The sequence below is a fragment of the Acinetobacter sp. 1542444 genome, from assembly GCF_000581835.1.
In the GTDB taxonomy this organism is placed as follows: domain Bacteria; phylum Pseudomonadota; class Gammaproteobacteria; order Pseudomonadales; family Moraxellaceae; genus Acinetobacter; species Acinetobacter pittii.
The window spans coordinates 68,705-90,690 of sequence record NZ_JEYA01000007.1; the positions used below are offsets into that span (position 1 = coordinate 68,705).

Annotated in this window: 23 protein-coding genes and 1 pseudogene; 5 read left to right on the forward strand and 19 right to left on the reverse strand. The window is 39.7% G+C overall.

Annotated features, from left to right (window positions below; all coding sequences use genetic code 11):
* Nucleotides 1-14 precede the first annotated feature (14 nt).
* Nucleotides 15-905 (reverse strand): 3-hydroxyisobutyrate dehydrogenase, encoded by an 891-nt coding sequence (mmsB, locus tag J580_RS20820; RefSeq protein WP_032005655.1) that lies wholly within the window; start codon nucleotides 903-905, stop codon nucleotides 15-17.
* 11 nt (nucleotides 906-916) lie between these two features.
* Complete coding sequence (locus J580_RS20825) at nucleotides 917-2,434, reverse strand: CoA-acylating methylmalonate-semialdehyde dehydrogenase (RefSeq protein ID WP_032005656.1); 1,518 nt, start codon at nucleotides 2,432-2,434, stop codon at nucleotides 917-919.
* Between the two features lie 166 nt (nucleotides 2,435-2,600).
* On the opposite strand from J580_RS20825, the gene J580_RS20830 reads away from it, so the two are divergent.
* A complete protein-coding gene (locus J580_RS20830) occupies nucleotides 2,601-3,482 on the forward strand; it encodes a LysR family transcriptional regulator (RefSeq protein ID WP_032005658.1) in 882 nt (293 codons plus the stop codon).
* 61 nt (nucleotides 3,483-3,543) lie between these two features.
* On the opposite strand, the gene J580_RS20835 is transcribed toward J580_RS20830, so the two are convergent.
* The 5 genes from J580_RS20835 to J580_RS20855 form a co-directional block, all read right to left on the reverse strand.
* On the reverse strand, nucleotides 3,544-4,974 hold the full coding sequence (locus tag J580_RS20835; protein WP_032005660.1) for an amino acid permease: 1,431 nt from the start codon (nucleotides 4,972-4,974) through the stop codon (nucleotides 3,544-3,546).
* 370 nt (nucleotides 4,975-5,344) lie between these two features.
* Nucleotides 5,345-6,784 carry an amino acid permease gene (locus J580_RS20840; RefSeq protein ID WP_002118023.1) on the reverse strand — a complete coding sequence of 480 codons (1,440 nt, stop codon included), beginning with the start codon at nucleotides 6,782-6,784 and terminating at the stop codon, nucleotides 5,345-5,347.
* A 161-nt stretch (nucleotides 6,785-6,945) separates the two neighbouring features.
* Nucleotides 6,946-7,305: a RidA family protein gene (locus J580_RS20845; RefSeq protein WP_032005661.1), complete on the reverse strand. Its 360-nt coding sequence runs from the start codon at nucleotides 7,303-7,305 to the stop codon at nucleotides 6,946-6,948.
* Between the two features lie 10 nt (nucleotides 7,306-7,315).
* On the reverse strand, nucleotides 7,316-8,419 hold the full coding sequence (alr, locus tag J580_RS20850; protein WP_032005664.1) for an alanine racemase: 1,104 nt from the start codon (nucleotides 8,417-8,419) through the stop codon (nucleotides 7,316-7,318).
* 20 nt (nucleotides 8,420-8,439) lie between these two features.
* A complete protein-coding gene (locus J580_RS20855) occupies nucleotides 8,440-9,705 on the reverse strand; it encodes a D-amino acid dehydrogenase (RefSeq protein WP_032005666.1) in 1,266 nt (421 codons plus the stop codon).
* Nucleotides 9,706-9,841: 136 nt separating this feature from the next.
* Between J580_RS20855 and J580_RS20860 the strand changes: the two genes are divergently transcribed.
* Nucleotides 9,842-10,309: an Lrp/AsnC ligand binding domain-containing protein gene (locus J580_RS20860; protein ID WP_001247568.1), complete on the forward strand. Its 468-nt coding sequence runs from the start codon at nucleotides 9,842-9,844 to the stop codon at nucleotides 10,307-10,309.
* A gap of 40 nt (nucleotides 10,310-10,349) precedes the next feature.
* On the opposite strand, the gene J580_RS20865 is transcribed toward J580_RS20860, so the two are convergent.
* Nucleotides 10,350-11,495: a DUF1624 domain-containing protein gene (locus J580_RS20865; protein WP_032005667.1), complete on the reverse strand. Its 1,146-nt coding sequence runs from the start codon at nucleotides 11,493-11,495 to the stop codon at nucleotides 10,350-10,352.
* 75 nt (nucleotides 11,496-11,570) lie between these two features.
* On the opposite strand from J580_RS20865, the gene J580_RS20870 reads away from it, so the two are divergent.
* Nucleotides 11,571-13,661: a TonB-dependent receptor gene (locus J580_RS20870; protein WP_032005669.1), complete on the forward strand. Its 2,091-nt coding sequence runs from the start codon at nucleotides 11,571-11,573 to the stop codon at nucleotides 13,659-13,661.
* Nucleotides 13,662-13,706: 45 nt separating this feature from the next.
* On the opposite strand, the gene J580_RS20875 is transcribed toward J580_RS20870, so the two are convergent.
* The 7 genes from J580_RS20875 to J580_RS20905 form a co-directional block, all read right to left on the reverse strand.
* Nucleotides 13,707-14,084 (reverse strand): nuclear transport factor 2 family protein, encoded by a 378-nt coding sequence (locus J580_RS20875; RefSeq protein WP_032005671.1) that lies wholly within the window; start codon nucleotides 14,082-14,084, stop codon nucleotides 13,707-13,709.
* Nucleotides 14,085-14,112: 28 nt separating this feature from the next.
* Nucleotides 14,113-14,490 (reverse strand): ribonuclease E inhibitor RraB, encoded by a 378-nt coding sequence (locus J580_RS20880; protein ID WP_002118036.1) that lies wholly within the window; start codon nucleotides 14,488-14,490, stop codon nucleotides 14,113-14,115.
* 142 nt (nucleotides 14,491-14,632) lie between these two features.
* A complete protein-coding gene (locus J580_RS20885) occupies nucleotides 14,633-15,298 on the reverse strand; it encodes an RluA family pseudouridine synthase (RefSeq protein WP_032005673.1) in 666 nt (221 codons plus the stop codon).
* A 111-nt stretch (nucleotides 15,299-15,409) separates the two neighbouring features.
* Nucleotides 15,410-16,111, reverse strand: a complete 702-nt coding sequence (locus J580_RS20890; RefSeq protein WP_032005675.1) for a DUF1003 domain-containing protein — start codon at nucleotides 16,109-16,111, stop codon at nucleotides 15,410-15,412.
* Nucleotides 16,112-16,191: 80 nt separating this feature from the next.
* On the reverse strand, nucleotides 16,192-16,695 hold the full coding sequence (locus tag J580_RS20895) for a DUF2867 domain-containing protein (protein WP_032005678.1): 504 nt from the start codon (nucleotides 16,693-16,695) through the stop codon (nucleotides 16,192-16,194).
* A gap of 487 nt (nucleotides 16,696-17,182) precedes the next feature.
* Complete coding sequence (locus J580_RS20900) at nucleotides 17,183-18,382, reverse strand: MFS transporter (RefSeq protein ID WP_032005680.1); 1,200 nt, start codon at nucleotides 18,380-18,382, stop codon at nucleotides 17,183-17,185.
* Between the two features lie 197 nt (nucleotides 18,383-18,579).
* Complete coding sequence (locus J580_RS20905; protein WP_032005682.1) at nucleotides 18,580-19,164, reverse strand: TetR/AcrR family transcriptional regulator; 585 nt, start codon at nucleotides 19,162-19,164, stop codon at nucleotides 18,580-18,582.
* Between the two features lie 250 nt (nucleotides 19,165-19,414).
* On the opposite strand from J580_RS20905, the gene J580_RS20910 reads away from it, so the two are divergent.
* On the forward strand, nucleotides 19,415-20,116 hold the full coding sequence (locus J580_RS20910; RefSeq protein ID WP_032005684.1) for an SDR family NAD(P)-dependent oxidoreductase: 702 nt from the start codon (nucleotides 19,415-19,417) through the stop codon (nucleotides 20,114-20,116).
* 85 nt (nucleotides 20,117-20,201) lie between these two features.
* Here J580_RS20910 and J580_RS20915 read toward each other — a convergent pair whose 3' ends face one another.
* Genes J580_RS20915 through J580_RS20925 form a run of 4 tightly spaced genes read right to left on the reverse strand, consistent with a single transcriptional unit; the run spans nucleotide 20,202 to nucleotide 21,827 of the window.
* Entirely contained in the window at nucleotides 20,202-20,615 is a 414-nt protein-coding gene (locus J580_RS20915) for a hypothetical protein (RefSeq protein ID WP_032005686.1), read from the reverse strand.
* 8 nt (nucleotides 20,616-20,623) lie between these two features.
* Nucleotides 20,624-21,112, reverse strand: a complete 489-nt coding sequence (locus J580_RS20920; RefSeq protein ID WP_032005688.1) for a hypothetical protein — start codon at nucleotides 21,110-21,112, stop codon at nucleotides 20,624-20,626.
* 4 nt (nucleotides 21,113-21,116) lie between these two features.
* On the reverse strand, nucleotides 21,117-21,458 hold the full coding sequence (locus J580_RS0104485; RefSeq protein ID WP_032005690.1) for a hypothetical protein: 342 nt from the start codon (nucleotides 21,456-21,458) through the stop codon (nucleotides 21,117-21,119).
* A gap of 6 nt (nucleotides 21,459-21,464) precedes the next feature.
* Nucleotides 21,465-21,827 carry a hypothetical protein gene (locus tag J580_RS20925; protein WP_032005692.1) on the reverse strand — a complete coding sequence of 121 codons (363 nt, stop codon included), beginning with the start codon at nucleotides 21,825-21,827 and terminating at the stop codon, nucleotides 21,465-21,467.
* A gap of 15 nt (nucleotides 21,828-21,842) precedes the next feature.
* Here J580_RS20925 and J580_RS23390 point away from each other — a divergent pair.
* Nucleotides 21,843-21,962 (forward strand): annotated as a pseudogene (locus J580_RS23390) (4Fe-4S dicluster domain-containing protein); the annotation flags it as partial.
* Nucleotides 21,963-21,986 lie beyond the last annotated feature (24 nt).

The following is a 21,986-nucleotide window of genomic DNA, read 5'->3' on the forward strand; positions in this document are numbered from 1 at the left end:
CTTTGGCTTTACCGTTATGCCTCTTGTGGCAGGTATTGCTGAATAATGCTCGAAAAATCGAGATTGGCATTACCGCGCATGCACATTTGCTGATACAGCTGTTGCACCATGCCACCTAATACGACTGGCTGTTTGACTTGGCCTGCCGCTTCTACTGCAAGACCCAAATCTTTTAGCATCAGCTGAGTTGCAAAGCCGTCTTGGTAACCTCGAGATGCTGGCGCATTTTCATTAATATGCGGCCATGGGTTACATACGTCCGAGCTCCAGCAACGACCGCTTGAGGTGTTAATGACGCCTGCCAATGCTTGTGGGTCGATGCCCAGCTTTACACCGAGTGCCATACCTTCGGCAACAGCAGCCATTGAAATACCTAAAATCAGGTTGTTGCAGATTTTGGCAATTTGACCTGCGCCGACATCACCACAATGAACAATATTTTTGCCCATGTGGCTAAGCACAGGTTTTACTTCGTTAAAGGTTTGATCATCGGCACCCACCATAAAGGTTAAGGTTCCTGCTTGAGCACCAATGGTTCCACCAGAGACGGGTGCATCACAGATTTTAATATTTTTACTATGCGCAACAGCAGCAATGTCTTTAATGGTTTGTGGGTCAATGGTACTGCTATCAATGCATAAGCTACCTGCTTTTAGCACTTCTAAAACACCATTTTCACCCAAGTAAACTTCTTTAACATGCTTGGCCGCAGGCAACATGCTAATGACCACATCAGCTTGTTTTGCTGCTGCCTGCGGGCTGTCGCAGACCACACCACCTGCCTCGGCAAAGTGCTGAATCGCAACTTCACTGAGGTCATATCCATAAACATTGAGTCCGGCTTTAAGTAGGTTATGAGCCATTCTGCCGCCCATATTGCCTAGACCGATAAAGGCGATATTCATCCGTGATCCCCTTAACGTAAACTAATGGTTGTATTTACACCGCCAACTTCATGGCTATCTTCAAACCAGCGACTGGTAATGGTTTTAGTTTGAGTGTAGAACTGCACAGCTTGTTTGCCGTACGGCCCCAAATCACCCAGTTTTGAACCTCTTGAACCGGTAAAACTAAAGAAAGGCACTGGTACAGGAATTGGAATATTGATACCAACTTGACCAATATCAATTAAGTTTTGGAAAGTACGTGCAATCGCACCGCTTTGTGTGAATAGACCTACACCGTTACCAAATGGGTTGGCGTTGATAAGCGCAATCGCTTCATCAAGTGTGTCGACACAAATAATTGAAAGAACTGGACCAAAGATTTCTTCTTTATAAATACGCATGTCGGTATTTACGCCACTAAAAATCGTTGCCCCCACGAAGTTACCTGACTCATAACCTTGTACTTGAACATCGCGACCATCGAGTAGCAACTCTGCCCCTTGCTCAACACCGCTATTAATTAAGTCGAGCACTCGCGCTTTAGCACGTTTTGAAATCACTGGCCCAATGTCAGTATTTGGTTCATGGCCTGCATTTACTTTTAAAGTTTTAGCTTTTTCAACTAACTCTTGAATCCACTGTTTGCTGTCACCGACCATGACTGCAACCGACAATGCCATACAACGTTGTCCTGCTGCACCAAACGCTGCACCCACTAGAGCATTTAAGGTTTGTTCTTTATTGGCATCAGGCATCACCACAACATGGTTTTTTGCACCCATCATCGACTGGACGCGTTTACCATGTTGACCTGCAAGGTTATAAACATGAGTGCCGACTGCTGTTGAACCTACAAATGAAATCGCTTTAATGTCTTTATGCGTACACAAACGGTCAACCACTTCTTTACCGCCATGCACAACGTTAAGCACACCTGCTGGAACACCTGCTTGAATCGCAAGCTCAACCAGCATCATGGTTGATAACGGATCTTGTTCTGATGGTTTTAAAACAAAGGTATTGCCGCACACGATTGCCATTGGGAACATCCAAAGTGGAATCATGGCAGGGAAGTTAAACGGTGTAATACCCGCACAGACACCCAAAGGTTGCTGCAATGTGTAAGTGTCTACACCACGCGCAACACCTTCAACGTATTCACCCATTTGCAAAGTACCAACTGAACACGCATGTTCCACGACTTCTAAACCACGTTGAATATCGCCTTCTGCATCTGCCAAAGTTTTGCCTTGTTCAGCCGTTAGTACTTGTGCAATTTCTTTCATGTTGGCACGGATTAAGTCTTGTAGCTTGAGCATGATGCGCATACGTGCCTGAATTGGAGTCTGACGCCAAGAAGCAAAAGCATCTTGTGCAGCTTGAATAGCAGCGTCAACTTCTTTAACCGTTGCAAATGGTACGCGACCAATCACTTCCTGAGTCGCAGGATTAACAATGTCTTGCCATTCCTGTGTTTCAGATTCGATAAAATTTCCGTTAATGAGTAATTTAGCGGTTTCCAATTCGATTTTTTGGATTGTGTTCATAACCTCTCCGTAGGCCATATTTTTATTGTGTTCAATTATTAGAAAATACTTTTTGATCGTATTTTCTTTATTTCAGTTTCAATTGAGACTAGCAAAGAAAACTTTGACCACCAACGGAAATTCATGCACGATTGTTGTGCAAATATGCACAAGGATGACAACAAAAATGAAAGTGGATTGGGATCATCTACATTTTTTTCTGGTTTTAGCTCGGACTAAAACTTTGACCAATGCTGCGCGGATTATTGGTGTTGAGCACAGTACGGTGGCTAGACGGATTCAGGCCCTAGAACTTGCTTTGGGTACAACGCTGTTTAAGCGTGAAGCGACAGGTTATGAGTTGACACTCGAAGGGATGGCACTGGTTCCTCGAGTTGAGCAAATGGAACAGGCTTTCTTACAAATTGAAAAACCACATCAACCTTTGCAAGGTCGTGTGCGAATTGGCACACCTGAAGGTTTTGGCACTGCGTTTTTAGCCCGCTTACTGGCTGAGTTCTCTATTCAATATCCATTGCTCACCATCGATCTGATTCCAGTACCGAAAATGATTAAACTCTCACACCGTGAGGCAGACATTGTGGTGTCAATTGATCGTCCAACGTCTGGCCCTTACATCATTACGCGATTATCAGATTATTGTTTAAAAATTTATGGTAGCAAAAACTATCTGGCCCAAAACCCGCCTATCCGAGCCTTAGAAGATTTAACCCAACATCGCTTTGTGAACTATATTGATGATCTGGTATATAGCCCCGAGTTGTACTGTTTAGAACGACTCCCTTTAAAACTGAATGCTAACTTCCGTAGTAGCAGTATTTTGGCTCAACAACTTGCGGTGAGTGCTGGCGCAGGACTTGCGATTTTGCCCAAGTTTTTGGCAGATGATAAACCGGAACTTGAAGAAGTGTTAGAACAACAAGTTCGCTTTACCCATACGTTTTGGATGCTGACCTTTGTTGATTTACAACATGAACCACGCATTAAGTTAGTTTGGGATTATCTACGTAAACAAGCTGACAAATATCAGCATTTGTTGGTTGATTAAAGAACCTAAATAAAAAAGCCAATCATGATCGATTGGCTTTTTTAAAATCATTTATAGTTCATTAAACGAGTTCTTGGTCTAATTTTTTGATGCGTGGCTTATAGAACACAAAATAAGTTACGCTTAAAACCACCAACCATAGTGGACTCACGTATACCGCTTTTAATGTATCTGGCTCTAGTGCCAAAATCACTAAAGTAAACAAGAAAAATGCAATGACAACATACGCCATCAACACCCCACCCGGCATTTTAAAGGTCGATTTAGCATGTAACTCCGGACTTAACTTACGGTAACGTAAATAGCATGCCATGATCAGAAGCCATACACTAATAAAGAGAATCACACAGAGTGAACTTGCCAAAGTAAATGCTTCCATCGTGTTTGGAACAAAGTACTGAAGCACCGCTCCACCCATAATGAAAATACATGAGAAGATTAAGCCGTTTGATGGCACTGCACGTTTTGATAAACGACCCAATGCGCTCGGCGCTTGACCGTCTTTTGATAAACCGAACAGCATACGGCTCGTTGAAAATACACCGCTGTTCATTGAAGACATCACCGAAGACAGTACAACCAAGTTCATGATAATTGCAGAAATAGGAATACCTGCATTTAAGAACAACTCAACAAAAGGACTCTTATCTGCACGAATATGATTCCAAGGTGTCACTGACATCACCACAAAGAGTGCCAACACATAGAATAGGATAATACGTAACGGAATAGCATTAATTGCTTTTGGCAGATTTGTTTGTGGATCTTTCGTTTCAGCAGCAGTTGTACCAATCAATTCAACACCAATGAAAGCAAACACGGCAATCTGAAAACCTGCCAAAAATCCGCTTACACCTTTTGGAAATATGCCACCATGAGACCAGACATTACTGATGCTCACCACATCACCGTGAGGAGCTTGGAAATGAGTGAGAATCATGTAGCCACCCACTCCAATCAAGCCAATAATGGCCAAAATCTTAATGAGTGCGAACCAGAATTCAACTTCACCAAATAGCTTAACGGTAAGAAGGTTAAGCCCTAAAATGAATAGTACACAGCCTGAACTAATCATGGCTTGTTGCATGGGGGAGAAACTGGCACCTTCGGGCAGCCAGAAACTTAAATAGTTAATGACCGCAGACAAATCAGCAATACCGACCAGTACCCAGCCTAACCAATAAGTCCAGCCTATATAATAGCCAGCCCATGGTCCGATCAAATCATAAGCCATATCGACAAATGATTTGTAATGTAAGTTGGCAAGCAGTAGTTCACCCAATGCACGCATCAGAAAAAAGAACATACCACCAATTATCATGTAGATAACGAGGATTGAAGGACCTGCGAGGGAGATGGTTTTGCCCGAGCCCATAAATAAGCCGGTTCCAATTGCACCGCCAATTGCAATCATTTGTAGATGGCGATTATTTAATTTCCGTTGTAAATGATCAGGGGAGCTTGCCTCATCAGAATGATGAACCATTGTCATATTAGAAGTCCTTTTTATATTTTGCTTAACTTAAATCAGCAACCTATAGGGAGAAAAACGAACCGTATATCGTGGGTTGCTGAGTCTATACCTCAGGACAAGATGTTCAAGTATATTTTTTCCTTAATTGATAAATCGTTTGTCCTGATTTTTTTAAGTCACATTATTTATGTACTGCCTTCACGGCAATTTTAATTAATCAATCTGGGTTTCCAGATTAGCCGAAGTGTAGCATGTGATCCTGCTATATGTACTTTTCCAATACCCTCCAAACTGCTCTATTGATCCAAAAATAAACAATATTATTCCGATAAAAAATCTAATAAAAATAAAAAAAGCCAATCATGATTGATTGGCTTTTTAATAAAACTTAATGATCGTTGACGAGTTCACGTCCTAGTTTTTTCATACGTGGTTTATACAATACATGATAGGTAACACCTAAAATGACTAGCCATACTGGACTGACATATAGAGCTTTCAATGTATCTGGCTCTAATGCCAAGATGACTAAAGTGAAAAGCATGAATGCCAAAACAACATAACTCATCCAAACGCCACCTGGCATTTTGAATGTTGATTTTTCATGTAATTCAGGACGTAATTTACGGTAGCGTAAATAGCAGACCATGATGAGACTCCAGACACTAATGAATAGAATCACACAGAGTGAACTTGCTAAAGTAAATGCTTCCATTGTGTTTGGAACAAAGTACTGAAGCACCGCTCCGCCCATGATAAACGTACAAGAGAAAATCAAACCATTTGAAGGAACTGCGCGTTTTGATAAACGACCAAATGCACCCGGTGCCTGACCATCTTTTGATAATCCAAACAACATACGACTGGTTGAAAACACACCGCTGTTCATTGAAGACATGACCGAAGATAGCACCACCAAGTTCATGATGATTGCAGAAACCGGAATACCCGCATTTAAGAACAACTCAACAAACGGACTTTTATCTGCACGAATGTGATCCCAAGGGGTTACCGACATCACAATAAACAGTGCCAATACATAGAACAAAATAATACGTACCGGAATCGCGTTAATTGCTTTCGGTAAGTTCTTCTGCGGGTCTTTGGTTTCAGCAGCTGTTGTACCTACGAGTTCCACCCCGACAAAAGCAAATACAGCAATCTGGAATCCTGCCAAGAAGCCTTCTGTACCTTTCGGGAATAAACCGCCATGCGACCAAACATTACTAATGCTTGCAACAGCGCCTTGCGGAGCTTGGAAATGGCTGAAAATCATGTAGCCGCCCACTCCGATCAGACCAATAATCGCCAAGATCTTAATGAGAGCAAACCAGAATTCAATTTCACCAAATAGGCGTACTGTTAAGAGGTTAAGACCCATCACAAACAACACACAACCTGCGCTAATCATGGCCTGCTGTATTGGTGAGAAACTTGCGCCATCGGGTAGCCAGAAACCTAAATAGTTAATGACTGCTGAAAGGTCCGCAATACCCACCAGCACCCAACCTAACCAATAAGTCCAGCCCAAATAATAACCAGCCCAAGGACCAATCAGGTCATGAGCCATATCAACAAAAGATTTGTAATGCAGATTTGCAAGGAGCAACTCACCCATTGCACGCATTAAGAAAAAGAACATTCCTCCAATAATCATATAGATCAAAAGGATTGAAGGACCTGCGAGGGAGATAGTTTTGCCCGAACCCATAAATAGGCCGGTTCCAATTGCACCGCCAATAGCAATCAGTTGTAAATGACGGTTAGACAGTTTTCGTTGCAGATGATCAGGAGAATTTTCCGTATCTGAATGACGAGCCGTTGTCATATTAAAATTCCTTTTTGAATTCCTTTGTTAAGATCAGCAACCTACGGCGAAAATTGAACCGTATGCCATAGGTCACTGAATCTGTTCACCAAAAATGACTGGTTAAACCGTATCTATCTTCCTTCTGTTAGATACATCATCATTTTTGGAGTAAAAACGAATTACTTTTGTGCTGCCGTCACGGCAATTTCAATTAACCAATCTGGATTGACCAAATCGGCCTGAATTGTGGCACGCGATGGAGCAACACACCCTTTTAACCAGTCAACCCAAATTGCATTTACGGTTGAAAAGTCAGAAAGATTTTTCAAATAGAGCTGTGCAGAGAGCAAACGAGATTTATCTGTATTGGCTAACGCCAAAAGTTCATCAATCGTTGCAAGAATTTCACGAGTTTGGCCTGCCACATCTTGCTCGGTATTTTTAGGCACCTGACCTGACAGATAAACCACTTTGTTAAAAACAGTCACGGCACTCATGACTTCGTTAGTATTGACCTTTTGTATATCTGAATTCGACATTCGGATTTCCTTATACCTGATTAATAAATTGAACACGGGCGGTGACAGCACACATCAGTTCATAGCCCACCGTACCGGAAGAAACTGCGACATCATCAATAGGTAAAACAACACCTGTACTTGATTGGCCCCAGAGCACCACTTCGCTACCAACTTTGGCATTTTCAATGCCCGTTAAATCGACTGCCAACATATCCATGCTGACACGACCAATTGTGCGAGTGCAGACTGAGTCCACTAAAACAGGCGTACCTGTTGGTGAAATACGTTGATAACCATCAGCATAGCCACAAGCGACAATTCCAATCGTCATGGGCTGCTCTGCGACAAAGTTTGAACCATACCCTACACTTTCATTCGGTTCTAAATGCTGAACGGAAATAATTTCACTGCGTAAGCTCATGGTCGGTTGTAAGCCCCAGTCTGCAATACTATGCGTCGGGTAGTCTGGCGAGCTGCCATACAGCATGATGCCGCTACGGGCATAATCTGATTTGAGCTGGTCTTGATAACGCAAAATAGCCGCACTATTACTTACCGATCTTTCACCCGGTAAATCCTTAACAATTTCTTCAAAAGCATTGATTTGATAATCAATACCTTGCTGGCCAAAACGCTCGCCATCTGCATCTGAAAAATGCATCATGTGGGTAATCTTGGACACGTTCGCCAAGTTATTTAAACGTTCCCAAGCCTGAACATAGTGCTGTGGTTTAAAACCAAGACGGTTCATACCGCTGTTCATTTTCAAAAAAACATCAAATTGGGCCGCATAAGGATGCTTTTCAACCCACTCAATTTGCGCTTCACTATGAATGGTGAAACTGAGTTGATATTGCACACAATCAAATAAATCTTGAGGAGAGAAAATTCCTTCGAGCAATAAAATTGGACCTGTCCAACCTAAAGCACGAATGCGTTTTGCTTCATCAAGATCAAGTAAGGCAAAGCCATCTGCTGCTTTAAACGCTTCATAAACACGTTCAATTCCGTGTCCGTAAGCATTGGCTTTTACAACGGCAAAAACTTTACTATTTGGCATAGCCTTGCGTACCACAGCCAAGTTGTTTTGTAAGGCTTGACGGTGGATGACTGCGGTAATAGGACGAGGCATGATTACTTTCCTAACGTCCGTTATGCAGCATGCGCGTGTGAATAACGCTGAATTGAAAGGCCATCGGTACTGATATCAGTCTTGTGATTCAATACGATGTCACTGATTAATTTTCCTGAACCACACGCCATCGTCCAGCCTAGAGTACCGTGACCTGTATTCAAGAACAGATTTTTAAAGCGAGTTGCGCCAATAATCGGTGTACTGTCTGGTGTCATTGGACGTAAACCAGTCCAAAAAGACGCCTGTGCCATATCGCCGCCCGGGAACAAGTCCTGAGTCACCATTTGCAATGTTGCACGGCGGTCTTCATTCAGGCCTAAGTTAAAGCCACTTAACTCAGCCATCCCACCTACGCGAATACGTTGGTCAAAACGAGTAATCGCAATTTTATAGGTTTCATCAAGCACTGTAGATTGCGGAGCAAAAGCAGGGTCAACAATTGGAATCGTCAACGAATAACCTTTCACAGGATATACAGGTAACTGTAGATCAAGTGGTTTCAAGAAATCACGTGAATAGCTACCAAACGCTAAAACATAACGATCTGCGGTTAAGACCTTACCATTGACCTGAACGCCCTTAATTTCATCGCCTTCAACAATCAATTTTTCTACGTTTTGGTTGAACTGGAAATTAACACCTAACTCTTTAGCAATTTGAGCTAAAGCATTGGTAAATAAATAACAGTCACCTGTCTCGTCATTTGGTAAGTGTAAACCACCAACGAGTTTATCTTGCGCATTTGCCAAAGCGGGTTCTACACGACCAAGTTCGTTGCCATTTAATAATTCGTAGCTTACGCCGCACTCTTGTAGCACGCTAATGTCGCGTTGAACCGCTTCCATTTGTGCTTCTTTACGGAATAGCTGCAAAGTACCTTTAGCACGGTTTTCGTAGTGAATACCCGTGTCTTTTCTAAGTTCACGTAAGCAGTCACGGCTGTATTCAGCCACACGCATCATACGTTCTTTGTTCACAGCATAACTTTGCGGATTACAGTTTTTCAGCATTTGCGCCATCCACTGTAATTGCCACATGCTGCCATCTAAATTAATCGCAAGCGGTGCATGGTGTTGGAACATCCATTTCACAGCTTTAAAAGGAATTCCTGGTGCTGCCCAAGGGGTCGAATACCCAGGCGAAATTTGACCTGCATTACCAAAACTTGTTTCTTCAGCAGGACCTGACTGGCGATCGAGAACAGTAACCTCGGCTCCTTGTCGAGCCAGATAATAGGCACTTGCCACTCCAATAACGCCGCTACCTAGTACAATTACGCGCATTTCCATTCCCTCACGCACACCAGTTTATTTCACTAGTATATTTCTGCTTCAATAGTTTATTTCACTGTTTTTCAGGCTATAATCTAGGTAAATTTATGTTTTTCTCGCGAGAATTTTAAAAAAAGAGGAAATATCTATGCGCCCCTTAGATCGTATAGATCGCATGATTCTGGATATTTTGCAGCGTGAAGGACGAATTGCGATTAGTGAATTGGCATCAAGAGTCAACCTCTCTACCACCCCTTGTTCAGAGCGTGTAAAGCGCCTTGAGCGCGATGGTATTATCATGGGTTATTACGCACGGCTAAACCCAGCCTACGTTGACCGTAACCTGCTTGTCTTTTTAGAAATTAAATTATCTGCCAAATCTGGCGATGTATTTGATCAAGTAGCCAGAGACTTAGTTGAGATTCCTGAAGTACTCGAATGTCACCTTATTTCAGGCGAGTTTGACTACCTTGTAAAAGCACGTTTAAAAGAAATGAGTGCATACCGCCGCTTGTTAGGAGATCTATTAAAGAAACTCCCAGCCTCGGCATCTTCACACAGTTATGTGGTCATGGAAGAAGTGAAAGAAACTCTATATCTCGATGTGAGCAAGTAAAGCGAGCATTATTGAACTCGCTTTACTCACCTTTTGAAAATTAGAAATATTTTAAAATCGAAATATGCTTGTTTTGATGTTTAAATTTCGAGAACCATTTCACCACTGGATAGAGCACAAAAGACAGTACAATCGTAATTAGCCACAGCATCCACACATGATTGACCGACAAATAGTTTCCGTAGTTAGCTCCCCACACACTGAGTGCCAACACATACATCAGTTTCAATACATATAAATGCAGTAAATAAAAGAACATCGGCACCGAACCAAACACGACCAATGGTTTTAGAAATGAATATTGCTGTATACGTTCAAAAGCAACGAGCACAAGCAAACCAATTCCAACATTCAGCAAAATAAACAATAAAGACGGCGGATACTTGGTGAGGTTAAAAAAGCTCATGAGGCTCAGTTGTAATGACTCAAAATGTTGCCACGACTGGTCGCCATAGACATTGATAAAACGCAGTAAAACAAATAACCCGATACTTGCTAAACCAAGGCTGAGTAAAGCGCGGCTTCTTTGCTTTGCTGTATATTTTGAACTAAAGAACTGACCTAACGCATAGCCCAATAAAATCACGCCAATCCAAGGTAAAACTGGATAGCTTGTGCGAAGCTTGATGCCTGCAATCTCAATCCAACCACGTTCGTGTAAAACGAACCATATATTCTGTAGGATACCTTGTGAGAAGTGCACAGAATCTAATAAGTTGTGCCCAAAAATAATCACCAACGCTACACCAGCAAGAACAGGCAAAGGCAAACTTACACAACAAGCTAGCACCACCATGCTAATACCAATCGCCCAGATCACCTGTAAGTAAATGACTTCAGGCGGAAAAGTTGCCGTCCATGCAAAGTTCACAAGGGTAAGCTCTAACACAATTAAAAATAAGCCACGCTTTAATAAAAAAGCACGTGTTTGCTGTAAATCTTGTTTTTTTGACTGAAATAAAAAAGCAGAAATACCGGTTAAAATTACAAAAACCGGAGCACAAATATGGGCCAATAATCGACTGCCAAATAATGCTGGTTCTGTTACTGTTACGTCCATTGGGTCGGTAACCTGTTTATGTAAATAGAAAGTTTCTCTTACATGGTCGAGCAACATAATGATGATCACCAAACCGCGCAATGCATCAATTGACTGTAAACGTTCAATATTCTTTTCTAAAGACATAGCAGTAATCAACAAAATAATGTAACGTTATACTATTACATTTAATTCCTTTTGTCTTTTTATGGCTGATTATTTATGCGACACAAATTAGGATTGTTGTCTTCGTTAGGTCTATCATTTATATCGACACTCACTTGGGGAGAGGAAACGTCAACGGTACTTGAAACCATACGTGTTCAGGCCGAAAGTACTCGAGAAGATGTGAGCCAAAATAGCTCGGCAACTAAATTTACTCACGATGTTTTAGATGTCCCTTTTAACCGTGCTTATCTTTCTAAACAAATAATGGAACAGCAAGACGTGCAACGGATTGATGACGCATTAACTTTAGTCAGTGGGGTTTTTCATCAAAATAGCTTTGGTGGTGGCTTTTGGGATAACTACTCATTTCGTGGTTTTAGTACCGACCCCAATTTAGGTGCGGCTATGATCCGTAACGGTTTGAGTGTTAACCGAGGAATTAGCGCTCCAAAAGATGTAGTAAATATTGAATCTTTAGAGTTTTTAAAAGGACCAATGGCTGCACTATATGGCCGCGGCGAAACAGGAGGTTTGCTGAACCTCAACAGTAAAAAACCACAGTGGGAAAGCGAAAGTGAACTTAACCTACGCGCCAATACCCAAGAACAATATCGCATAAGTCTGGAGCATACTGCCCCTATTAACGATGAACTGGCCTATCGTTTAGCAGTGGCTCACGAAGATAATCAAAGCTTCCGTGATCATGTCAGCAGTGAACGCTGGTTCTTTTCACCACAGCTTACATGGAAAATTTCAGACCAAACGCAACTCGACTTTGACAGTGAATTTACTGAGCATAAAGGAACCTTTGACCGTGGGGTCAGCACAGTCAATCACCAATTTGTGATGGACCCGAAAACATTTACAGGTGAACCTGACGACGGCGATTTAAAAATAAAAGATTACTTTTACCAATTACGTCTTAGTCACGAATTTAACCCTGACTGGAAACTAAATAGTGCGGTCAGCTATAAAGACGCCAAAATGGTCGGCTTTGCAACCGAACCACGACGTATGCAAGCCGATGGACGTACTTTAGAACGTCAACGTCGCTACCGTGATTATACAAGTGAAGATGTGCTGGCTCAGACAGAGTTACTTGGCAAGCTTGATACGTCTTGGGCTCGCCATGAAATTTTACTTTCAACCGAGCTTGGTCAACTTGACTATAAGCAAAACCAGATTCGTCGTAATCACAGTGCTGGTATGCCAAACACAATTGATATTTACCAACCTGAATACGGCAAATATTTACCGAATCTAGCTCCGTTTACCGACACTAAAGAGCGCCAACGTTACTTTGCGCTTAATGTACAAGACCAGATCTTTTTCAATGATCAATGGAGTGTACTATTTGGCAACCGTTTTGATCAGGTCGAACAAGACTTTAAAAATCATTTGACTCAGACTGAAAGCAACCAAACGCTTCACCAGAATAGTCCACGTTTCGGAGTAAATTTTAAAGCCTCTGACCAATGGGCGTTTTATAGCAATTATGGCCGTTCATTTGCCATGAATAGTGGTATGAATCGAAATGGTCAGACTTTTGCCCCTGAAAAAGGCGAAAGTTATGAGGTCGGCACAAAATATAAAATAAACGACCAAAGTGTGCTGAGTCTCGCTCTGTTTAAAATGAAAAAACAGAATGTACTGACAACCGATCCAATCGACAGTAATTTTCAAACCGCAGCAGGTGAAGTGAGTAGTAAAGGGATTGAGCTTGACTTAAATAGTCAAATCAATGACCGCTGGTTCGTCAATGCCAACTATAGTTATACCGATGCTCAAATTGAAAAAGACCAAGACTTGGCAAAAGGCGCTCGTCTGAGCAATGTTCCAAAACACCAAGGCTCCGTAAACACCAATTATGAGTTTCTACAAGACGGCGCAAGAAAAGCAGGTGTAGGCGCCAATCTTACCTATGTCGGTGAACGCAGCGGGCATAACCTAGACAATGGCTTTAATTTACCAAGTTATACGCTGGTCAATTTAAATGGTTACTATGCCCCTTCAGACCGCTTACGCTATCAGCTCAATGTAAATAACCTGTTTGATAAAACCTACTATGTCTCAAGCTATAGCGATTTATGGGTTCAACCAGGTGAGCCACTAAATGCTTCAATCTCGGCACAGTGGAAGTTTTAATTTATCTATAAAATAAAAAAAGCCCGAAAACTTTCGGGCTTTTCATTAGAACATACCATTTTCATTGGCGAGTGGGTCGGGCTGTACTTGCCCAATATCCCAAAACTCAGCAATTTTGCCCTTTTCAAAACGACAAATATGAACCACGGCCAAGGTAGTTAACCCATTCATTTGCATTTCAAGTTTAGAATGCACAGCAACCAAATCGCCCTCTTCAATGACATGTTGAACATCAAAAACTTTGTTGGGAGTTTCAATTGCGCTTTCACGCATCCCTTCTCTTAAAGAAGTCGCATCACCAGCATAGTAAGGGTTGTGATGCTTAAAGTTCGGCGCGGTGTAATTGCTATAGGCTTCATCGACTTCACCAGCTGCGGCAAGCTCTAAAAACCGTACAGCAACTTGTTTTTGAGATAAGTTCATATTTATCTCCTACTCTTTATTTTAGACCTTACTGCAACAGGTCATCTTCTTCGTCTTCCTCGAAGACATAGGCCATACAGCCCCATCCATCATATTCGCCCTGAAATTTCTCAGCGATGCTGGCAAACCATTGCTCTAAATCAACAATATCTGAATAGTCAGGTTCCATGTTAACGAAGATGGTAATCACCCACTCGTTTGGCTCAACAGAGTCATCTTGAAAAAGTGAAACTTTTTGTTCTTGGTAAAGCAAATAGAGTGCACATTGCTCTGCATTTTTCTGATCATGAAAAGCAATAGAAAATTCAATTTCATGCAACTCGGTTAAATCATCCCCGTCTTCAGCCATTTGCCAAAGTACATTGCCGTTATCGTCATCTGGAAATTGTTCGTAGTCACGAGTCATAAAGTGATCCTTGTTGTTGTCGCAGTATTAATATTATTCAACATCAAGAATACCCGACTTTTATTGCAATTTGGGTATATATTCAGTTCCCAATTGCATCAAATCCCAATTGCATCAAATTAATTTTTTAAGTGTATAAAATTTAGAAAGGCACTTGTGACTCAATCACCACATCTGTTCCTTTCAATGGATGCTGGAAAGCCAAATATGCAGCATGTAAGGCCATGCGATTTAAGTGAAAACGTTTAGGTTCAGGATGATATAACTTGTCCCCCATAATCGGATGGCCAATATGCATCATGTGCACACGTAACTGATGCGAACGTCCTGTTACTGGTTCAAGCAATACTCGACTTTGATCTGTTTTTTCATCATAAACCAAGGGCTGAAACAAGGTTTTAGCGTGTTTACCTAGTTCAAAATGTACAATTTGTCTTGGACGATTTTCCCAGTCGGTAATGAGCGGAACTTCAACACTGCCCTCTTCTGCGACTTGGCCTTGCACCAAAGCAATATAATGTTTTTTGACTGTTCTGGCCTGAAACATTTTACTTACCGCAACTTCTGCATCACGGTGTTTAGCAAACATAAGTAAGCCTGATGTCGCCATATCTAAACGATGCGTAACCTTAGCTAAAGGGAATTTTTCCAGCACCCGTAAATAAGCACTATCATGATGCTCAGGTAACCGTCCCATTACCGACAACAAACCCGCAGGTTTATCAACCACAACCAAATCATCGTCTTCAAATAAAATTGAAAGCGGATCTTGTGGCGGAGCGTAAACAAAGTTGTCGTTTAAAGGCATGGTCGTAGAAACAGCAATGGAGCATGGCGGCAAATCATAAAGAAATTTCGGTTCTACCGCAAAATAATCTATAATGCTCTACTCATGTTCCACGTGAAACTCAGAAAATCTTTATCGTTTTTTATTCATTTCAGCCAAAAGATCGAGCTGAATTTCTTGAATATGCGCGAGTCTTTCCCACTGATGCGATAAAAGGTGATCCATTTTTTCATGCAAATGGCGAATCTCAAGTTCGGCTTTTAAATTAATTTGATAATCATGTTGAGAACGTAAACGGTCTTTTGCTTCTTGGCGATTCTGGCTCATCATAATAATAGGTGCCTGAATCGCAGCTAAGCAGGACAAAACCAGATTAAGCAAAATAAAGGGATAAGGATCGACGGGACGGACTACCATCACTACCGTATTTAGAATAATCCAGCCTGTCAAAAATAGAGCAAAGCAAATGAGAAAAGCCCAGCTACCACCAAATGTCGCGATCTTATCTGCTAACTTTTCTCCAAATGTCCAATTCTGATCAAAATCCGACTCTGTATTTCGGCTAATCAGCTCATGGCGTTGCATACTGCCGATCACTTCATTTTCTAAATTAGATAACTCACCCTTTTCCGAGCGTAATAGGGACTGCACATATTTAACTCGATAATCTGCCAGATCGGCCCGACAAATAAAGCTTGAGTAATTCCAATCTGGATAGTCTTTTAAAATTTCATCACTAATCACATTACGAATGACTTCACCAGACACTAGATCTTTTAAAGGAAAATTTTTCCCACAAACGGCGCACTGCCGACACTGATTTTTATTCTCCATATTATTCAGCTCTTTATTATGATATTAAGATTATTATATAAACAATTTTGGCTGATCACATCGTAAATAAAAATAGTAATCTAACCTAAAATCTGTAAAGTCGCTGGTACGATTTTTCGATGGGCAGGAATTACAGGTAGCATATACAATCGCCCAAGCCAATTTTTAATATGCACTATTGTAGTTACGGTAAGCACTTGGGTATCTTCATTTTTATAAATAGATAAAGTCACATTTAAGTGCTTGTCATCGTCTCCAATCACTAATTCATTTTCGGTACGCTGCAAAAAAGTAAAAATTCCAATTCGGTCACCTGCGACATACTCATTTTCTTTTTTATTTGAATCAATCTGTTTGAAACTTCCTAAATCTTTAAGCCCAATCTTTGAAGTAATTTTATTACGCATATTCATGCTCCACTCTACCCACTGCGGAGTGTGTTGAAATAGCTTAATAAGTTGTTGAAATACATTCAGGTCGGGCTGACCAAGCTCAATACTCCACGAGTCGTGGAAGTAAGCATTGTTCAATTGAGATGAGATTTGGCTGTCGCTAGGTAAAGCAGAAAGATAAGGCTTATTCATTAAATTATATTCTTGTAAAGTATCATTTTTATTATAGAGAATTTTTTAGGGTGTCAAGGGAAAACATCTATGGTTTACTTCAACAATCATAACTTTGTAAGTTATAACCTTGTGCCTATAAACTTTTGATCTATAGCGTCCTAAGCCGAATCGAGACCTTTTGGGTGAGTACACACTAACGTTATACGTTTTGGTGCATGCTACTCTTTTCGATCCCTATCACACCCTTGAGATATAGTTTAGCGAGCACCCTGCGGGATTGTTTTTCTAAGAAAAGCGAATTTTTAATATTTTTGGGAATTTTTACGCAATTAGACAAATTTAAAAGAATTTATTCCCATTTACTTATAATTAGTTAAATTTAAATTCCATTTTATTTGTATTTTTCGGTTTATTTTACCAAATCATTCATTATTTTGACCAATAGGACATCAGGCTATAAAAGTAAATTACCCTTCATTTTTTAGTCATGAAGGGCAAAAGCCTTTTATGAAGAGATAAAACCATGTTTACGGGCTTGGTAAACAGTAGATAACGCGATCAGGGCAAAAACCAGCATAAACCATGGAAAAGAAGCTGCCCCAAAACTTTCAAGTAATCCACCACCAACCATTCCACCAAAAGCTATAGCAAGGTTAAATACCGTGACCAACATGGATTGGGCCACATCTGCTTCGTGACCCGCAGTATTTGCCAGAACTGTTTGTAATAGTGTTGGAGCACCACCAAAAGTTACTCCCCATAACACTACACCCGCCAGTACGACAAAACTTGAAGAACTATAAACACCTAAGAGCGCTGTTGCGATAGCAAAGATAAATAAGCTTAAAAGCGTTATTTTTCTTAATGAACGATCAATAAACATTCCTGTAATGAGAAGGCCTACAATTGAAGAAATGCCGAACATAAACAGGATAGTCTCAACTTTGTATGGCTGCCCTGTCGAAGCCAAAAATGGTGAAATATAAGTATAGAGAATGCTATGCGCCAATATCCAAAGAAAGACGACTGCTAAAACAGCTCTGACGCCCGGTATTAAAAGAACTTTTAAAATGGGTAACCTTTTCTGTGCTGACTGTCCTGCAAAATCGGGAATACTAAAGCGAATCCAGACAAATAAAATCAATGCCAATAAAGACATGATCCAAAATACGCCGCGCCATTCAAACAGCGTTCCCAACCATGCACCCAAAGGCACACCAATTGATAAAGCAATTGGTTGCCCAACTCCAGCAATTGCTAAAGCTCGTCCTTGATACGATGTAGAGACCATACGTCTTACATAACCCGCTAAAAGCCCCCAAATAACACCCGCTGCCATCCCTGCAATAAAACGAGCAATCAAAGTCAGAATATAATCATTTGATAAAGCAGTAATCGCATTAAATAAAAGTAACCCTGCAATAGCACTGAGTAATAAAGGTCTCCGATTCCAACTACGGGTAAGGCTAATAAGCGGTATTGCGGCTAGAACAGAACCTAAGGCATACACTGCTATAAGCTGCCCTGCATAAGCTTCTGAAATATGTAAGCCTTGGCTGATTTGGGGCAAAAGCCCTGCTGGCATGGTTTCTGTCATGATGGTCAGAAAGCCTGCAACTGTAAAAGCCAACAGTTTCCAAATTGGTAATTGAGTAGAGAATTCATCAGTTGACTGATGAGATGTTTCATTACTCTTCATATTCATAAAGGTTTACTCTCAAATTCTTTTGCAGGGTACTTACTCTGCTCTGCATCGCTATAAGCTTGTTTTATCAGGTTAGGATGGGAAGACATTTGTTCTCAATGTGAACTAAAATCACCATTACGGAATGATCGTTCCAATTTAAACTAAATAAAAACCTTAACTATTCAGCTCAACAATAGTTAAGGTTTAAATGAGTTTTATAAAACGTTTAAAGCAACCTCGACCACATCCATTAAACATTGCTTTCTTTGTTCAAGTGGGCTGCCTTTCCCTAAAACACGTAATCCTTGAATAGTATTTACAAAAAAACTCGCTAACGCGCGTGGATTTTGGGTAGAAGGAATTTCACCAGATTGTTGAGCTTTAATTAACAAACTCTCTAAAGCATGTTGAAGTTTCTGTAGGTTACTTGCAACGAATTGAGAGACATCTTCATCATGTCCAGCCAGTTCCAAACAAGCATTTGCAACGAGGCAACCTTTGTGTTCTGAATCATTCAGCTCATCTTCAACCACATTTATCAGTAATTGCCGAATAAGGGCTTTGGGCGAACCTGAACCAGACAACAGCTTTACATTGTTAAGTGTAGTTAAAAATTCATAGCGCTGTAACGCTTTTTGATAAAGCCCTTGTTTGTTTTGAAAGGTACTGTAAAGGCTACTTCTAGATAGCCCCGTACCATCAACCAAGTCTTGAACTGAAGTTGCAGCATAACCACGGCGCCAAAAAACCTGCATTGCAGCATCAGCAATTTCATCAGTTTCAAATTCTTTGGTTCGCATAAAACAGACCTAATAGGAACGATCATTCCAATTAATTTAAGATATACCCATAAAGAAGTCAAACTAATAATTCTTTCAACAGCCTATGTTTAGCCAAATAACTCATGTAAAGCTGACTCCCTAATCCCCACTTTTAAGCATTTTTATTCTTTGGGCACTATTCTTAGAGATAACTTTTGCGCTTGAATACATTATAAAAACATATTATAAACTATTTCTAACCAAATAATTGGTTTTTTGGAACTTTATAATGAACAACAATATTATAATTTTTGGTTATGGAACAGGTATTTCCAAAGCCGTAGCACATAAGTTTGGTAAAGAAGGCTATAAAATCGGGTTAGTGGCACGTAATGCTGAAAAACTCGAAAAAGCCATTTTAGAACTTAAAACACAAGGTATTGAAGCTTATGCTTTTACATGTGATTTAGCGGTTCTTGAAGATATACCAAATCTTATCAATCGTATTAAAGACGGATTAGGAGAGATTAAAAATATCCATTGGAATGCTTTCCATGATATTGAAGGCAATATCTTAAAAACCCCTCCACTAGAGCTTACTAAAAGCTTTCATATTCGTGTTTCAAGCTATATTGCGACCGTGCAAGCTTGCTTAGGTGATTTAGAAAAGAACCACGGTAGTATTTTATCGACAAACGGAATTTTTGCTTTCGATGCAGTGGGCATCGATTTAGTTGCTAAAGAATATTCATCATTAGCAACTACGGCTGCCGCTCAATACAAAGCCACCAACTTGCTTGCTCATAGTCTCGCTGACTCAAATGTTTACGTGAGCCAAGTGATTGTAAATGGTTTTGTAGATGGAACACCTGAAGCGAAAGATAAAACCTACACAGTACATCCAGAAACGATTGCGGAGCAGTTCTGGTACTTACATCAGCATAAACAAGAAACTGTCTCTCTTTGTGGTGAAGCCATTCAAGCTGCTTAAACTATTTCGTATGAAAGAAGAAGCGTAATCAATTACGCTTCTCTTGCTTTTTAAATTTATGCTTATATACCGCAAAATTATTTAACTATTTTTCTTCCCATACAACTGAAAATTTTTCTGATTTAAAGACATTACCAATCATTGCAGAGAAAATTGCTTGGCATTCTAAATTGATTTTTTTAACTGACCTGATATCTATAGGTTCACAGCTTCTATTATTATCATTATTTGAGCAAAATTCTACCGCTACATCAATTTGGTAACTCTCAAATCTATCGATATCCGCATCTAATGTTTGCTGATGATCAATCATATTTTCACAAATAAACTTTTTTGATGATGATTCTTTTATTTTATTTAAAACTTCCTTATCTTCAATTTTCATAGCAAAGTTTAATTTTTCATTACTTTTCCTAGTATGTTCTATTGTGAAATTTGAAATTTTTTCACTACATCCACTTAAAAAAATTAGCCCTAATAGATAAAGAAATTTTTTCATTTAAAACTCTATTGGAAATTGGATTTTCTTATAGCTTCTTTTGATATTAAAATATTATCTGCTACAACTTTACTACTTTGTAATAAGCCTCCAAAAACTACTCTACAAGACATATTACTAGTTAACAATTTTTCCAATTGATTCTTAGCGATACATACATTCATTGATTCATCTTCGCAAACTTTGAAGTATCCAGACAAAGTATATTTTCCATTCTTTAACTTTTCTCCTTCAACTGAGATAGCACCTACAATAAGATAATTTTTAATATTATCGCACTTAAAATGTGAATATTTATAATTCCCGTTTTGATAAACATTCTTTAAATCATCAGTTATTTCTAAATTAAATTTAAAAATATCACCACTCATACCATCCATATGAGAATAAGTTAAATTCTTAAGGGCTATATCCTTAAAATTTTCTTTCTCATTTTTGGCTAAAGGATTACAACCCGACAATAAAATGGATAAAATAATTAAAAAATATTTATGCATCTATTCATTCTACAATAATTAATTTATATTTCTTATTTAGCTCATCACTACCACGGCCATAAAACCCTGTTGAAATATTTATTATATATTCACCTTTATGTTTGGGAATACCTTTAATTGAAAAGTTATTAAAACCGCTAGTGTCATTGTTCGGTTGAATTTTTAATCCTAAATCATCAGGCATATCAGTATCTATTTCAAAATACTTATCCACTACTTTGCCGCCACTAATTTTTATATTCTGGGAATATGCTTCATTGACATGAGCTACAGCGAGTTCCTTTGGTTGTACATCATAGTTGCTACAACTATTAAGGGTCATTGCCAATAGAATATATCGAAACATGTCTTTTTATTCTTTAACTACAAATTCATAGGTTTTATTTAACTTATCATCACCACCAGCATAAAAACTAGCATATATATTAATAGTAAAAGTTCCCTTATGTTTTGGAACTCCAGAAATTTTTAAATTATTATAAGCATCCGCTTCATTTTGGTCTATTGGCTCAATAGAGATATTCATATCACTTGGAAAATTATCTTTTACCTCAAAAGACTGTGGTATCACTCTTCCACCAGTAATTTTTAATGTCTGATTATATTCTTTGCCAATATATGCTATCGGAAGCTTATTTGGTTCAATATTATAATCCTTACTACAGCCACAAAGACTCAAAGTTAAAAATATTACAGCCAATTTATTAAATTTCATTAGAAAAACTCCCTTTTTAATATTAACGCAGCGAACTGTGTTCACTGTAAGACCTGTGATATTAGAGACCCATCTGAAAACATAACATGGGTAACACCTAAAGGCAGCGGTGGTCCAAACTACTCGAACATGTAAATAAATAAACCCGCTTTAGCGGGT